Here is a 13941-nt window from a genome sequence, read left to right on the forward strand (position 1 = left end):
GGATCCCCGTTGCCAAGAGTTCACCTTCACGTGAGCAGTGGTTCACTTCAGGTGCGCGGTCGGGACGCGTACGGCCATCAGCGTGGCAGCGTGGAGGAGAAACCTCTGTTCGGACGGAAGGAAAGCGATGCGCGACGCATACCACGAGGAGCTGGACTCGATCGGTGACGGTCTGGTCGAGATGGCCCGGCTCGTCGGATCCGCGATCGGCCGGGCCACCACCGCGCTGCTCGACGCGGACCTCAATGTCGCGGAGAGCGTCATCGCCGCCGACGAGAAGGTCGACGAGATCCAGCGGGACCTGGAGAACCGGGCGATCGCCCTGCTGGCCCGGCAGCAGCCGGTCGCCACCGACCTGCGCATCGTCGTGACCTCGCTGCGGATGAGCGCGGACCTGGAGCGGTCCGGCGACCTCGCCCGGCACGTCGCCAAGCTCGCCCGCCTGCGCTTTCCGGAATCGGCCGTGCCGCGCGACCTGCACAGCACCATCCTGGAGATGGGCCAGCTCGCGCAGCGCCTGGTCGCCAAGGCCGGCGAGGTCATCATCAGCAAGGACGTCGACGACGCGCTGCAACTGGAGGCGGACGACGACCGCATGGACGAGCTGCACCGCACGCTCTTCCAGCACCTGCTCGACGACCGCTGGAAGCACGGCATCGAGACCGCCGTGGACGTCACCCTCGTCGGCCGCTACTACGAGCGGTTCGCCGACCACGCCGTGTCGGTGGCCAAGCGCGTCGTCTACCTCGTGACCGGTGAGCACGCCGACGAGATCGCCCCGGCCTCCCCGCCGCCGGTGGCCGAGGGCGCGTAAGGCCGTTCTCTTACGGGGGTGCGATCCGGTACGAGGGCGCGCGCGGCATTCGGTGACGGTGGGTGTGCGCTTGTGCGCCGTGGGCGCGCTGTTGAAGCGCGCCTCCGGAGGGCAGTTCACTGGAGGGCAGGCAAGCCCGAGGAGGGTGTACTGATGCAGGAATCCCCCGCCACGCCGACCGCTGTCCGCGACGAGCCGTCCACCGACCACGCCCCGCAGTCCCTGCGGACCCCGCTGCCGCTGGTCGCCGCGTGCGGCTGCGGTTCGGGCTGCGGCTGCGGCTGCCAGTCCGGCGCTCCGTGCCAGTGCGGCGGCTGCACCGGCTGACCTCCCCTTCCCTCCGTCCGTTCCGCCGACGGCCCGCGTTCCCACCGGGAGCGCGGGCCGTCGGCGTGTCCGGGCCGGGGCCGGACAGTGAGCGTTACTTCTGCGACTCCTGTGCGTCACCTCTACAACCCTTGTGCGTCACCGCCCGTCTAGCTCTCCACAACCGCACGGGTCGGCTCCGAGGGGGAGGGGTGTCGTTGCCCATGGCAAGCGTCAACCGCACAGGCGGCCGCACGACCAGATGGAAGTCCGGCAGGAGGCGGGGGGCCGGGCTGCCGGCCGCGGCCCTCGCCGTACCGCTGCTGCTGCTCGGCGCTCCGGCGGCACCGGCCGCCGCGACGGAGACCGTCACAGCACCGGCCGCAGCCGGGGCCGGCACCGTCGCGATCGAGGCCACCGACGCGGTGACGCTGCCGCCGATGGTGACGCATTCCGCCAGGACCGCCATCACGATCGGCTTCGGCAAGGACCGGCCGGGGCACCCGACGGGTCCGCGCACGATCACCGTGGACACCTCGGGCGCGGCGGCCGTCGTCGACTTCTTCCAGTTCCCGGACTGCGAGCGGGGCGCGACCGAGGACATCCATGTGTGCACGGTCCCGCACAAGAAGGCGGACGGCTCGGACACCGTCACCTTCACCGCGTCGGCGGCCCCTGATCTCCAGGGCGGCGCGGCCCGCCTGATCACGTACACCGGTTCGTGGGGCGGGGTGCCGGCGACGCCCGCGAGCACGCGCGTACGGGTCGGCACGTCCACCGACCTGCGGGCCGCCGCGCCCCGGCCGGTCGGCGTCAAGCCGGGCAGCGGCGGTTCGCTCGCGGTCGCCGTGACCGACAAGGGGCTGGTCGGCGCGGACGCCTTCCTGCTGACCGTGCAGGTCACCAGCGCCCGGTTGTCGCTGGTGAAGGACCCGGCCTGCACGTACGACACGCAGTACGGCCGGGACCGGCTGACCTGCCGCTACGACGTACCGGTGGCTCCCGGGCAGACCGTCGCCGTGCGGCCGGTGCGGTTCACCACCCGGGCCGACTCCTTCAACGAAGAGGTGGCCTTCGGCGTCACCGCGCTCGTCTCCCCCGGCCCCGGCGAGCCGCCGGCCGCCGACCACGACCCGTACTGGACCGGGACCAAGGTCCGCGTGGTGACCGGCGCCGACTTCCGGGCGACGGGCGCGCGGCTGACCGGGCCGGTCGGGGCGAAGCTGACGGCCCGGTTCTCCTTCGTCAACGCCGGGCCCGCGGCCACCGACGACGGGCCCGGTATGTACGCCGTCGTGACGGTGCCGAAGGGGACGGAGGCCGTGGACGTCCCGCGCGTCTGCGACCCGACGCTCGACGACGACGGCTCGCAGCCCGACCCCGAGCATCCGGGCCGCTACCAGTGCCCGTTCCTGAACGGCTCGGGTGCGCCGGGCATCGTGCACACCCTGGACTTCACCTTCAGGATCGTCACCGCGGACGTCGCGCCCGGCTCGGTGACGGTGAGGGAGAATTCGCACGCTCACCCGACCGACCCGGACCTCTCCAACAACACGGCGCCGATCGCGGTGACCGTGACCTCGGGGTCCTCGTCGTCGCCCTCGTCCTCGTCCCCGGCTTCGTCCCCGGGCCCGGGCTCGGGCCCGGCCGCGGATCCGGGGTCGTCGGCCGGCGAGCTGGCCGCCAGTGGCGCCCCGCCGGTCGCGCTGATCGCCGCCGCTGCGGTGGCGGCTCTGGCGCTGGGCGGGGCCGTCGCGTACACCTCGGTCAGGAGGCGCCGCTGACCGCCGGCTCGACCGACGACCGGGCCGCTGACCGGGCCTCTGACCGGGCGGCGAATTTGGCGCGGGCCGCCGGGGTGACCGGTGTGAAGAAGTTGACGAGGGTGCCGTCGGGGTCGCGGACGAGGAGGGAGCGGTTGCCCCAGGGCATGGTGGTGGGTTCCTGGACGAGGTGAACGCCGTGGTCCGCCAGGTTCGCGTGGACCCGGTCCACGTCCTCGACCAGGAATTCGACGATGACGCTGTGGTTGGCGGCGGGGCGGACGGAGCCGGGGTCGTCCGGGATGAAGAGCGGGACGGTACGGGTGGAGCCGATGGCGAGGGTGGCCGCGGGGGTGCCGATCTCGGCGAAGTCCTCCGTCGCCCAGGCGGCCCGCAGACCGGTGGCCTTCTCGTAGAAGGCGACGAGGCGGGCGATGTCGCCGGTGATGACGCGGATCGAGACGAGGTCCATGAGGTGCTCCCGGTGGTTCGGTTCGGTTCCGTTCGGTGGAACACTCCGCACCGTAGGACGGATAGTGGACAGATCCGGTCCACTATCCGCGCTAGATTCCGGAGCATGTCCCGACCCACCGGCCGCGTCCTGACCCTCCTGGAACTGCTCCAGTCCGGCGGTGTCCGCACCATCGCGGAACTGGCCGAACGCCTCGGCGTGGACGGCAGGACCGTACGGCGCTACGTCGACCAGCTCGTCGACCTGGACATCCCGGTCGAGGCGGTCCGCGGCCGGTACGGCGGCTACCGGCTCGGCGCCGGTTACCGCCTGCCCCCGCTGATGCTCGGCGACGACGAGGCCCTCGCCGTCCTCCTCGGCCTGCTCGCGGGCCGCCGCTCCGGCCTGACCGCGGCGACCGACTCCCCGACCGGGACCGCGAGCGAGACGGCGGCGGCCAAGATCCGCCGTGTGCTGCCCGTACGGCTGGCCCGCCGGCTGGACGCCCTCCTGGAGTCCCTGGCCTTCACCTCACCCGCCGACGACCTCCCGCACCCCGACGCCGAGGTGCTGCTCACCGTCGCCGACGCCGTACGCCACCGCCGCCCGCTCACCATCCGCTACACCGACCGCCACGGCCGCCGCACCGAACGCCCCCTGCACCCGTACGGCATCGTCGCCCACGCCGGCCACTGGTACGTCACCGGTTTCGACCCGGCCAAGGCCGAGGACCGCACTTTCCGCCTCGACCGCGTGGCCGCCGCCCGGCCCGCCCCCGGCACCTTCGACCCGCCGGCCGGCCTCGACCCGGCCGCCCGTGTCGTCACGTCCCTGGCCACGGCCCCCTACCGCCACGAGGTCACCCTCCACGTCCGGGCCACCCCCGCCCACATCCGCACCCGCTTCCCGCCCACGGTCGCCACCCTGACCCCCGACCCCGACACCCCGCCATGGACCCGCGTCGACCTCCGCGCCGACTCCCTGACCTGGCTCCCACCCCTCCTCGCCGCCCTCGACCGCCCCTTCACGATCACCCGCCCCCAAGAACTCCGCACCCTGACAAGGGACTTCGCCACCCGCCTCACCACAAGCGCCGCATCCCCACCGGGCCCGCTGCCAACGACGTAGTACGCGGGCGGTTCAGTCGCCGCGCGTCGCGGCCATCGACGTGAGCAGCGCCAGGGACCGCTCGTCCGGCGAGCCGGGCCTGGCGTGGAGGACGGTCAGCACCTGGCCGTCCTCCAACGGCATCGCGTGGAAGCGGAGGTTGACGACGCCGACCTCGGGGTGGCGGAAGCTCTTGAGGCCGGACGTGGTGGTGTGCACGTCGTGCCGGGCCCACAGGTCGCGGAAGTCCTGGCTCCGCAAGGACAGTTCACCGATGAGGTCGCGCAGCGCGGGGTCGTCGCGCTCGGTGCCGATCATCGCCCGGAAGTTCGCCACCACCTCCGACGCGGAGATGGGCCAGTCCACGTGCGAGTGCCGGGTCTCGGGGTCGAGGAACATCGCCCGCAGCAGATTGGTGCCGGGTGTGTAGCAGGGGGCCAGTTCGCAGGCCAGGGGGTTGGACGCGACGACGTTCATCCGGCGGCTGGTCACCGAGGCCGGCGTCATCGTCCAGGCGTCGAGCAGTTCCTGCACCGCCTCCGGCACCTGCTCGCGGGTGCGCGCGGCGGTCGGCGCGGGCCGCGCCAGCGCGTACAGGTGCTCGGTGAGGTGCTCGTCCAGACGCAGCGCCCGGGCCAGCGACTCCAGGACGCTCTCCGACGGCCGGTGTCCGCGGCCCTGCTCCAGCCGTACGTAGTAGTCGGCGCTGACCCCGGCGAGCAGCGCCAGCTCTTCCCGGCGCAGCCCGGCCACCCGCCTGCGGTGGTCGCCCGCGGCGTCGTCGAGCCCCACGTCCTCGGGGCGGACCAGGGCCCGGCGGGCGCGGAGGAACTGCGCGAAGGCGGCGTCGTCCATGCGTCCACGGTAGGTCCGCGCCGGTCCTCCGGCACCGGGCGAGGGTGGCCCTGCGGTTCCCAGGCTCCGGCCACCGATGGCGGGGCCGGTGCGCGCGGCACAGCCTGGACCGCGTACCGAACGAAAGGGGACCGATCGATGCGTACGGTGAACGGCTGGGCCGCCCACGCGCCCGGGGAAGCCCTGCGGCCGTGGCGTTTCGAGCGCCGCGACCTGCGGCCGACCGATGTCGCGCTGCGGGTGACGCACGCGGGTGTGTGCTTCACCGACCTGGACCACGTACGGCCCGAGCCGGGGCAGGAGCGGCCGGAGATCTTCCCGCTGGTGCCCGGGCACGAGATCGTGGGCGAGGTGACGGCGGTCGGCGCCGCGGTCACCGGCTTCCGGGCCGGCGACCCGGTGTGCGTGGGCAACATCGTGGACTCGTGCGGGGTGTGCGAGGCGTGCCGGGGCGGCGACCAGGAGTTCTGCGAGCAGTTCCCGACCCTGACCTACGCCGGGCGCGACCGGGTCGACGGGAGCCTGACGCAGGGCGGCTTCAGCGACGAGTACGTGGCCGACCAGGCGTTCGTCCACCGGCGCCCCGAGGGGCTCGACCCGGCCGGGACCGCGCCGCTGATGTGCGCGGGGATCACCACATGGGTGCCGCTCAGGCAGTGGGAGGCCGGCCCCGGGCGGACGGTGGGGATCATCGGCCTCGGCGGGCTCGGCCACGTGGCGGTGAAGCTGGCCAAGGCGCTGGGCGCGGAGGTCGTGGGTTTCACCACCTCGCCGGGCAAGGCCGCGGACATGCGCGCGCTCGGCGCGGACGACGTGGTGCTGTCCACGGACGCGGAGGCGATGGCCGAGCAGCGGGGCCGGTTCGACTTCATCCTCGACACGGTCCCGCGGGCGCACGACCTGACCCCGTACCTCCACGCGCTCCGCTTCGACCGGACGCTGTGCTCCCTCGGCATGGTCCAGGACATGCCCTTCGACCCGATGGCCCTGGTGTTCGGCCGCAAGCGCCTCGCCGGCGCGGGCAGCGGCGGCATCGCGGCGACCCGCGAGATGCTCGACTTCTGCGGGGCCCACGGCGTCACGGCGACGGTCGAGGTCCTCCCCGCGACGGAGGTCAACACCGCGCTCGACCGCCTCGCGGCGAACGACGTGAAGTACCGCTTCGTCCTCGACATGGCGCGCTGACGGCCCCTGCGCGCGAAAGCCCCTGACCCGCACCGTGTGCGCGGGTCAGGGGCTTGGCCCTATGGGAGAACTACTTCTTGCCCTGGTTCTTGACCGCCTCGATCGCGGCCGCCGCGGCGGCCGGGTCGAGGTAGGTGCCGCCGGGGGTGAGGGGGTGGAAGTCGGCGTCGAGTTCGTAGCTGAGGGGGATGCCCGTGGGGATGTTGAGGCCGGCGATGTCGGCGTCGGAGATGTTGTCGAGGTGCTTGACCAGGGCGCGCAGGGAGTTGCCGTGGGCGGCGACCAGGACGGTGCGGCCGGCCAGCAGGTCGGGGACGATGCCGTCGTACCAGTACGGGAGCATCCGGGTGACGACGTCCTTGAGGCACTCGGTGCGCGGGCGCAGCTCCGGCGGGATCGCGGCGTAGCGCGGGTCGTCGCTCTGGGAGAACTCGGCGCCGTCCTCCAGGGGCGGCGGCGGGGTGTCGTAGGAGCGGCGCCAGAGCATGAACTGCTCCTCGCCGAATTCGGCGAGGGTCTGGGCCTTGTCCTTGCCCTGGAGCGCGCCGTAGTGCCGCTCGTTGAGCCGCCAGGAGCGGTGGACGGGGATCCAGTGGCGGTCGGCGGCCTCCAGGGAGAGCTGCGCGGTGCGGATCGCGCGCTTCTGCAGGGAGGTGTGCACCACGTCGGGCAGGAGTCCGGCGTCCTTGAGCAGCTCGCCGCCCCGGACCGCCTCCTTCTCGCCCTTGTCGTTGAGATTGACGTCCACCCAGCCGGTGAACAGGTTCTTCGCGTTCCACTCGCTCTCGCCGTGGCGGAGCAGGATCAGTCGGTACGGAGCAGCAGCCATGGGGCGAGCCTAATAGAAATGCCCTGGCGCCACCCGACCGGCCTCTGTAAGAATCGCCTCGGCGCTATGCCTATTACAGTGGTGACGACTCGGGGAGGGCGCCGTGACGGCGGTCGGGCGGGCGGTACGGGAGACGGTGAGCGGTCTGCCGCGCCAGTTCTGGTGGCTGTGGACCAGCACCCTGGTGAACCGCCTCGGCGGCTTCGTGGTGACCTTCCTCGCCCTCTATCTGACGGTGCAGCGCGGCTACTCCGCCTCGTACGCGGGCCTGGTCGCCGCGCTGTACGGGCTCGGCGGCGCGGCCGGCGCGGTGGTCGGCGGGGTGCTGGCCGACCGGATCGGCCGCCGCCCCACCCTGCTGGTCACACAGCTCGGCGCGGCCGTCACCACCGCGGTGCTCGGCCTGGTGGTGGATCCGCTGGCGATCGCCGCCGTCGCCGCCCTGGTCGGCCTGACCAGCAACGCGTCCCGGCCCGCGCTGTCCGCGATGATCGCCGACCTCGTACGCCCGGAGGACCGGGTGCGGGCGTTCTCGCTCAACTACTGGGCGATCAACATCGGTTTCGGCGTCTCGGCCGCCGCCGCGGGCTTCATCGCCGCCGAGGGCTATCTGTGGCTGTTCCTCATCGACGCGCTGTCCACCGTGCTGTGCGCGGTGGTCGTCTACGTGAAGGCGCAGGAGACGCTGCCGGTGACGGACGCGGTCACACCGGCGGCGGGCGCCGGGCCCGCCCCGACGGGGAAGAGCGCGGACACGGGCGTCCGCCTCGCCGACGTCCTGCGCGACCAGCGCTTCATGGCCCTGGTCGGCCTCACCTTCCTGCTCGGCTCGGTGATGCAGCAGGCCAACTCCACCCTCGCCGTGGACATGGGCGCGCACGGCCTGTCGGCACGGCAGTTCGGGCTGGTCGCCGCGATCAACGGCCTGGTGATCGTCGTCCTCCAGATCCCGGTGACCCGGATGGTCCGGCGGTACGGCAACGCGGGCCTGCTGGGCGTCGGTTCGCTGCTGATGGCGTGGGGCTTCGGCCTGACCGTCCTCGCGGGCTCGGTCGGCTTCTACGCGCTGACCGTCGTCGTGTGGACGCTCGGCGAGATCGTGCACGCCCCCGCCTCGATGTCGGTGGTCGCCGACATCGCCCCGGCCACCGCGCGCGGCCGCTACCAGGGCATGTACACCCTGTCCTGGTCGGCGGCGGCCTTCGCGGGCCCGCTGGCCGGCGGCGTCACCCTGGACCAACTCGGCCGCGGCGCCGTCTGGTTCGGCTGCGCCGTCGTCGGTACGGCGGCGGGCGCGGGCTACTACCTGCTGCTGCGCGGCCGCCGCCCGGCCGCCGCGACGGACGTGATCGTCACGGCCGAACCGCAGCGGGACAAGCCCCAGGAGCCGGTCAGCGGCTGAGCCGCAACCCGAGCTGCGGTGCGGGGCTTGTTACGACCGGCCGCTCGGGCTGTCCGGCCGGCCGCCGGTCAGATGGGTGAACGCGTCCAGATTCCGGGTGGACTCGCCCCGCGACACCCGCCAGGCGTACTCCTTGCGGATCGACGTGGCGAAGCCCAGCTCCAGCAGGGTGTTGAAGGAGCCGTCCGCGTTCTCCACGACGGCGCCGAGCAGCCGGTCCACCTCCGCCGGCGTGACGGAGGCCAGCGGCAGCCGCCCGGTGAGATAGACGTCACCGTGCCGGTCGATCGCGTAACTCACCCCGTACAGCTTGAGGTTGCGCTCCAGCAGCCAGCGGTAGAACGCCTCCTGGTTCTCGTCCGGGTGGCGGACGACGAAGGCGTTCAGCGACAGGGTGTGCGCGCCGATCAGGAACGAGCAGGTGGTGGAGAGCTTGCGGGTGCCGGGGAGTTGGACGACATACGTGTCGGGCCGCGCCGACTCCCACGGCAACTCGGCCTCGCGCAGCGCCTGTTCGAGGGCCCGGGCGGCGCGCTCGCGCGGCGGGCCCCCATCGCCCTCAGTGCCCTCGGCGGCGTCCATGCGTGTCTCCTCAGCCATGCGCCGATCGTAGGTGACGGCGGTGGTCGGCCTGCGCCGCCGCGTACACCTCGGTCGTGTCGGCCGCGGCCTTCCCCCAGCCGAATTCGCGCGCGTGCCGGGCCGCGGCCCGGCCCAGCGTCTCGCCGAGCGCCGGGTGGTCGACGAAGCGGCGCAGCACCCGCGCGTAGTCCCGCGGGTCGTGCCCGGGGACGAGGAAACCGGTGCGGTCGTCGGCCACCGCGACCGGCAGACCGCCGACGGCCGCCGCGATCACCGGGGTGCCGCACGCCTGCGCCTCGATCGCGACCAGGCCGAAGGACTCGCTGTAGGACGGCATGACCAGGACGGTCGCCGCCCGGTACCAGTCCGCGAGCCGCTCCTGGTCCACCGGCGGCTGGAACCGTACGACGTCGCAGACGCCCAGGCGCGCGGCCAGTTTGTGCAGCGCCTCCGGCTTGGCCAGGCCGCTGCCGCTCGGGCCGCCGACCACCGGCACCACCAGGCGGTCGCGCAGCCCCGGGTCCTCCTCCAGCAGCACCGCGACCGCGCGGATCAGCACGTCGGGGGCCTTCAGCGGCTGTATCCGGCCCGCGAACAGCGGCACCACCGCGTCCTGCGGCAGGCCCAGCCGGGCCCGGGCCGCCGCCCGGCCCGGCTCCGGCCGGAAACGGTCCAGATTGACGCCCGGGTGCACGACGGCGACCTTCGAGACGGCGGCCTCGTAGTGCCTGACCAGCTCGTCCGCCTCCTCGGCGGTGTTCGCGATCAGGCGGTCGGCCGCGGCGACGACCTGCGTCTCGCCGATCACGCGGGCCGCGGGCTCGGGGCAGTCGTCCTCGGCGAGCGCCGCGTTCTTGACCTTGGCCATGGTGTGCATGGCGTGCACCAGCGGCACGCCCCAGCGCTGGGCGGCCAGCCAGCCGACGTGCCCGGACAGCCAGTAGTGGGAGTGCACCAGGTCGTAGTAGCCGGGTCGGTGGCCGGCCCACGCCTGCATCACGCCGTGCGTGAAGGCGCACAGCTGCGCGGGCAGCTCCTCCTTGGCCAGCCCCTCGTACGGGCCCGCGTCCACGTGTCGCACCAGCACACCGGGCGCCAGCTCCACCGCGGGCGGCAGCGCGCCGGTCGTCGCCCGCGTGAAGATCTCGACCTCGACGTTCAGCTCCGCCAGGCGCTTGGCCAGCTCGACGATGTAGACGTTCATGCCACCGGCGTCGCCCGTACCGGGCTGGTGCAGCGGTGAAGTGTGCACGCTCAGCATGGCGACCCGCCGCATCCTGCGGTTCCCGGCCCACCGCCCGCCCCGCTTCGGCAGCGCCGGCACATGCATGTGCCGCTGCGCCTGCTTCTGCGTACCGCCGCGGAGCGTGCCGAGCCGGGACGACGAGTGCTGGGTCACCATGCGATCCTTCCCAAGGCCGTACCCCCGCGGTCAACCACGCACAACACCGGAACAGGCCGTTCCATTTCCGTGCTGCGTGCACGTTGCCGAAGCGTGACCTCCGCCCTCCGGGCGGGAGCGTGTCGCACCGGGCCGCACCCGGGGCGATTAGGGTCGTGGCATGGGCGGCGCGCGGGTGGTCGGGGCGGTGACGCGGGGCACCACCAATCCGAACCGGTTGCGGCGGATGGACCGGTGGATCGCGGCCGCCATGGAGGCGGAGCTGCGGCGTACCGCGGATCCGGTGGTGGTGGACCTCGGGTACGGCGCCGCGCCCTGGACGGCGGTCGAGCTGCTCGGGCGGCTGCGCGCGGTACGGCCTGACGCCGAGGTCGTCGGCGTCGAGATCGACCCGGCCCGGGTGGCCGCGGCGCGACCGTACGAACGGCCCGGGCTGAGCTTCGCGCACGGCGGTTTCGAGGTACCTCTGCCCGGCGGACGCCGCCCCATGCTCATTCGCGCGGCGAACGTCCTGCGGCAGTACGAGGAGGGCGCCGTCGCCGGCGTCTGGGCCCGGCTGTGCGGGCGGCTCGCGCCGGGTGGACTCCTGGTCGAGGGCACCTGCGACGAGATCGGGCGGCGGCACGTCTGGGTCGCGCTCGGCCCCGAGGGGCCGCGCTCGGTCACCTTCGCGACCCGGCTCGGATCGCTGGGGCGGCCCTCGGACCTCGCCGAGCGCCTGCCGAAGGCGCTCATCCACCGCAACGTTCCCGGTGAGGCCGTGCACTCCTTCCTCACCGCTTTCGACCGGGCCTGGGCTTCGGCCGCTCCGCTCTCTGACCTCGGCGCGCGTCAGCGCTGGGCGCGGGCCGCTCTTTCCCTCCGGGAGGACGGTTGGCCCCTTCTCGACGGGCCCGCTCGCTGGCGCCAAGGCGAAGTCACGGTGCCCTGGGCTTCCCTCGCCCCTTCCCTCTCGTAGGACAGTGCCTGATCTCCCGCGGAGTGCGGTTCCTTCTCGCCCGACGGCGAGCGAGGTCTTTTGGGGGCACGGCCCGCTGCCCGCACCTTGCGGAAGGGGGCAACCCCTCAGGGGCGCGGGGAACTGCGCGCTCAGCCCCCACCGGCCCGGTGGTCGCAAAACAACAGCGTCTGCCCCGCTGGGGGCGGCTTTTTGTCCGAAGGCCCGCGCGGGCTGGGCGCGCAGTTCCCCGCGCCCCTAACGAACCGCACTCCGCAGGAGAGGAACGTCCTCCGCACAGTGCGGGTACCAAGGGCGCGCCCTTGGAGGCTCGGGCACCCCGCAGGGGTGACCTTGGTCATGTGCGGATCAACACATCGCCCGCGAAATCCCCTTCTGACCCCCGCATATGACGCTGACGGTTTACTTTTCGCACTCCCGTCCCGCCCCCCGGAGCCACTAGGGTCTCCGGAGGCCCTCGGGGGAGGGAAGGAGTCGCTTGATGTCCGCAGCCCAGCGCGGCACCGATCGGCCCTCAGCCACCGACGACGTGACGCGCGGGGCCGAGGGCCCCGTCGCCGTACCCACGCCGGACCCGGCACCCGAGCCGGAAGCCGCACCCGTATCCGCACCCGAATCGAGCGCGGAGCCCGCGGCAGGCGCCGCTCCCCTGCCGCTGCCGCGGCAGCGGCAGGACCCGTCGGGCCCGCCGATTTTCACGCTGCTGGTGGTCGGCGACGACCCGACGGACGCCTTCACGGCGCCGTGGTTCCAGGAGAACGGCGGCCCGCGGATCCGCGTCCTGCGGGCCCGCAACCTCACCGCCGCCGGCCGCCTCCTCACCGACGACGTGCACTGCATCCTGCTCGACCTGCCCGACGTCCTGGACGGTCTGCGGCAGGTGCTGCGGCTGGCGCCCGGCACGGCCGTCCTGGTCCTGACCGACGGCGCGGACGACGGGCGCGCCGCCGAGGCCGTACGCGTCGGCGCCCAGGACCACTTGGCGCGGCACGAGGTGGACGCCGCCACCGTCACGCGGGCCGTCCGCTACGCCGTCGAGCGCAAGCGCGCCGACCTCGCGCAGCGGCAGCTCACCGAGACGCGGCTGCTCGCCCAGGAGAATTCGCGGCTGGAACGCGGCCTGCTGCCGACGCCGCTGCTGGGCGGCGCGAGCCTGCGCTTCGCGGCCCGTTACCGGCCGGGCCGCAGCCGCGCGCTGCTCGGCGGCGACTTCTACGACACCGTCCGCGCGCCGGACGGCACCGTGCACGCGATGATCGGCGACGTCTGCGGCCACGGCCCGGACGCCGCCGCCCTCGGTGTCCAACTGCGGATCGCCTGGCGGGCGTTGACCTTCGCCGGGCTCGGCGGCGACACCCTCCTGCGGACGCTCCAGCAGGTGCTGGAGCACGAGCGGTCCGACGAGGAGATCTTCGCGACGCTCTGCACCATCGACATAGCGCCGGACGCGCGCAGCGCCGACCTGCATCTGGCCGGGCACCCGGCGCCGCTGCTGGCCACCCCGGGCAGCGCCCCCGACGTCCTGCCGTACACGGAGGGCGGCCCGGCGCTCGGGCTGCTGCCGGACGCGCGCTGGCAGCGGATACCGGTACGGCTGCGCGGCGAGTGGAGCCTGATGCTCTACACCGACGGCCTCATCGAGGGCCGGATCGGCCAGGGCACACAGCGGCTCGGCCAGGACGGCATGGTCGCGATGGCCGCCCGGCTGCTGGCCGAGGGCCTGCGCGGCGAGGAACTCCTCGACGCGGCCCTCGCCGAGGCACGCGGCCTCAACGGCGGCGAACTCACGGACGACGTCGCCGTGGTGCTGCTGGAACGACCGAAGCGAATCTGACGGTCTGCCGGTACGGAATACGCGCCTCAGCCGTTGTACGGGCCGTAGGGGCCGTCGCTGCTGCTGCCCCGGCGGCGGCGCAGGCTGCGCGGGCCGCCGCGGCGGGAACCGCTGACCGCGCGGACGGCGGGCCGTACGTCCACCATGTACACGATCACCGCGACCAGGCCGATGACCGGCAGGAACGACATGATCGAGAAGAGCTTCATCACCACGGCCGCGATGCCGAGGATGATCAGCCAGAACGGCTTGGTGTTCTTGTCGGCGGCGCGATACGCGTCCTCGCGGCGGAACGCCGCGTCCACGAAGGCGAAGGCCGCGAAGATGAAGAGCGCCCACGACACCAGGGCGAGCACTCCGAAGAACCCCGTGATCAGCACGCCGTCCACCGCCTTGTCGCTGTCGACCGACCGTCGGCCCTAGCGCCCACGGTACCGGTCCCGTCAGGACAAC

The 13941-nt window shown here is 73.3% G+C and carries 14 protein-coding genes; 8 read left to right on the forward strand and 6 right to left on the reverse strand.

All coding sequences use genetic code 11. The annotated features are described in order from the left end of the window. Positions 1–127 precede the first annotated feature (127 nt). From phoU to BM076_RS36860, 3 genes are all read left to right on the forward strand, one after another. A complete protein-coding gene (gene phoU, locus BM076_RS30085) occupies positions 128–814 on the forward strand; it encodes a phosphate signaling complex protein PhoU (protein WP_093716895.1) in 687 nt (228 codons plus the stop codon). 153 nt (positions 815–967) lie between these two features. After that, positions 968–1141 (forward strand): hypothetical protein, encoded by a 174-nt coding sequence (locus BM076_RS36855; RefSeq protein WP_177246682.1) that lies wholly within the window; start codon positions 968–970, stop codon positions 1139–1141. A 203-nt stretch (positions 1142–1344) separates the two neighbouring features. Next, on the forward strand, positions 1345–2904 hold the full coding sequence (locus BM076_RS36860; RefSeq protein ID WP_093716896.1) for a hypothetical protein: 1560 nt from the start codon (positions 1345–1347) through the stop codon (positions 2902–2904). Here the strand turns inward: BM076_RS36860 and BM076_RS30095 are convergent. Further along, positions 2888–3355 (reverse strand): VOC family protein, encoded by a 468-nt coding sequence (locus BM076_RS30095; protein ID WP_093716897.1) that lies wholly within the window; start codon positions 3353–3355, stop codon positions 2888–2890. The genes BM076_RS36860 and BM076_RS30095 overlap by 17 nt on opposite strands. A gap of 105 nt (positions 3356–3460) precedes the next feature. On the opposite strand from BM076_RS30095, the gene BM076_RS30100 reads away from it, so the two are divergent. Next, positions 3461–4462 carry a helix-turn-helix transcriptional regulator gene (locus BM076_RS30100; RefSeq protein ID WP_093716898.1) on the forward strand — a complete coding sequence of 334 codons (1002 nt, stop codon included), beginning with the start codon at positions 3461–3463 and terminating at the stop codon, positions 4460–4462. Positions 4463–4474: 12 nt separating this feature from the next. Here the strand turns inward: BM076_RS30100 and BM076_RS30105 are convergent, their stop codons facing one another. Then, positions 4475–5296: a helix-turn-helix transcriptional regulator gene (locus BM076_RS30105; RefSeq protein ID WP_093716899.1), complete on the reverse strand. Its 822-nt coding sequence runs from the start codon at positions 5294–5296 to the stop codon at positions 4475–4477. Positions 5297–5434: 138 nt separating this feature from the next. Here BM076_RS30105 and BM076_RS30110 point away from each other — a divergent pair, with 138 nt between their 5' ends. Continuing rightward, the gene (locus tag BM076_RS30110) at positions 5435–6481 is read left to right on the forward strand and encodes an NAD(P)-dependent alcohol dehydrogenase (RefSeq protein ID WP_093716900.1); all 1047 of its coding nucleotides are present in this window, start codon (positions 5435–5437) and stop codon (positions 6479–6481) included. 70 nt (positions 6482–6551) lie between these two features. On the opposite strand, the gene BM076_RS30115 is transcribed toward BM076_RS30110, so the two are convergent. Beyond that, positions 6552–7310: a phosphoglyceromutase gene (locus BM076_RS30115; RefSeq protein ID WP_093716901.1), complete on the reverse strand. Its 759-nt coding sequence runs from the start codon at positions 7308–7310 to the stop codon at positions 6552–6554. Between the two features lie 103 nt (positions 7311–7413). On the opposite strand from BM076_RS30115, the gene BM076_RS30120 reads away from it, so the two are divergent. Continuing rightward, on the forward strand, positions 7414–8712 hold the full coding sequence (locus BM076_RS30120; protein ID WP_093716902.1) for an MDR family MFS transporter: 1299 nt from the start codon (positions 7414–7416) through the stop codon (positions 8710–8712). Positions 8713–8742: 30 nt separating this feature from the next. Here the strand turns inward: BM076_RS30120 and BM076_RS30125 are convergent, their stop codons facing one another. Together BM076_RS30125 and mshA are read right to left on the reverse strand one after the other, a co-directional pair. Next, the gene (locus BM076_RS30125; RefSeq protein ID WP_245796531.1) at positions 8743–9294 is read right to left on the reverse strand and encodes a type III secretion system chaperone family protein; all 552 of its coding nucleotides are present in this window, start codon (positions 9292–9294) and stop codon (positions 8743–8745) included. A 10-nt stretch (positions 9295–9304) separates the two neighbouring features. Beyond that, positions 9305–10624 carry a D-inositol-3-phosphate glycosyltransferase gene (gene mshA, locus BM076_RS30130; protein ID WP_407640735.1) on the reverse strand — a complete coding sequence of 440 codons (1320 nt, stop codon included), beginning with the start codon at positions 10622–10624 and terminating at the stop codon, positions 9305–9307. Positions 10625–10856: 232 nt separating this feature from the next. Here mshA and BM076_RS30135 point away from each other — a divergent pair, with 232 nt between their 5' ends. Both BM076_RS30135 and BM076_RS30140 read left to right on the forward strand, forming a co-directional pair. Beyond that, on the forward strand, positions 10857–11654 hold the full coding sequence (locus tag BM076_RS30135; RefSeq protein WP_093716905.1) for a class I SAM-dependent methyltransferase: 798 nt from the start codon (positions 10857–10859) through the stop codon (positions 11652–11654). Between the two features lie 481 nt (positions 11655–12135). Further along, positions 12136–13488 (forward strand): SpoIIE family protein phosphatase, encoded by a 1353-nt coding sequence (locus tag BM076_RS30140; protein WP_093716906.1) that lies wholly within the window; start codon positions 12136–12138, stop codon positions 13486–13488. A gap of 26 nt (positions 13489–13514) precedes the next feature. Here the strand turns inward: BM076_RS30140 and BM076_RS30145 are convergent, their stop codons facing one another. Next, entirely contained in the window at positions 13515–13868 is a 354-nt protein-coding gene (locus BM076_RS30145; protein ID WP_093716969.1) for a DUF2516 family protein, read from the reverse strand. Between the last annotated feature and the right edge of the window lie 73 nt (positions 13869–13941).

The organism is Actinacidiphila alni (assembly GCF_900112845.1).
GTDB lineage: Bacteria > Actinomycetota > Actinomycetes > Streptomycetales > Streptomycetaceae > Actinacidiphila > Actinacidiphila alni.

Bases quoted from the DNA above. Each gene is read 5' to 3' on its own strand.
- phoU (WP_093716895.1), top strand. From the start codon at position 128: ATGCGCGACGCATACCACGAGGAGCTGGACTCGATCGGTGACGGTCTG.
- BM076_RS36855 (WP_177246682.1), top strand. From the start codon at position 968: ATGCAGGAATCCCCCGCCACGCCGACCGCTGTCCGCGACGAGCCGTCC.
- BM076_RS36860 (WP_093716896.1), top strand. From the start codon at position 1,345: ATGGCAAGCGTCAACCGCACAGGCGGCCGCACGACCAGATGGAAGTCC.
- BM076_RS30095 (WP_093716897.1), bottom strand. From the start codon at position 3,355: ATGGACCTCGTCTCGATCCGCGTCATCACCGGCGACATCGCCCGCCTC.
- BM076_RS30100 (WP_093716898.1), top strand. From the start codon at position 3,461: ATGTCCCGACCCACCGGCCGCGTCCTGACCCTCCTGGAACTGCTCCAG.
- BM076_RS30105 (WP_093716899.1), bottom strand. From the start codon at position 5,296: ATGGACGACGCCGCCTTCGCGCAGTTCCTCCGCGCCCGCCGGGCCCTG.
- BM076_RS30110 (WP_093716900.1), top strand. From the start codon at position 5,435: ATGCGTACGGTGAACGGCTGGGCCGCCCACGCGCCCGGGGAAGCCCTG.
- BM076_RS30115 (WP_093716901.1), bottom strand. From the start codon at position 7,310: ATGGCTGCTGCTCCGTACCGACTGATCCTGCTCCGCCACGGCGAGAGC.
- BM076_RS30125 (WP_245796531.1), bottom strand. From the start codon at position 9,294: ATGGACGCCGCCGAGGGCACTGAGGGCGATGGGGGCCCGCCGCGCGAG.
- mshA (WP_407640735.1), bottom strand. From the start codon at position 10,624: ATGCATGTGCCGGCGCTGCCGAAGCGGGGCGGGCGGTGGGCCGGGAAC.
- BM076_RS30135 (WP_093716905.1), top strand. From the start codon at position 10,857: ATGGGCGGCGCGCGGGTGGTCGGGGCGGTGACGCGGGGCACCACCAAT.
- BM076_RS30140 (WP_093716906.1), top strand. From the start codon at position 12,136: ATGTCCGCAGCCCAGCGCGGCACCGATCGGCCCTCAGCCACCGACGAC.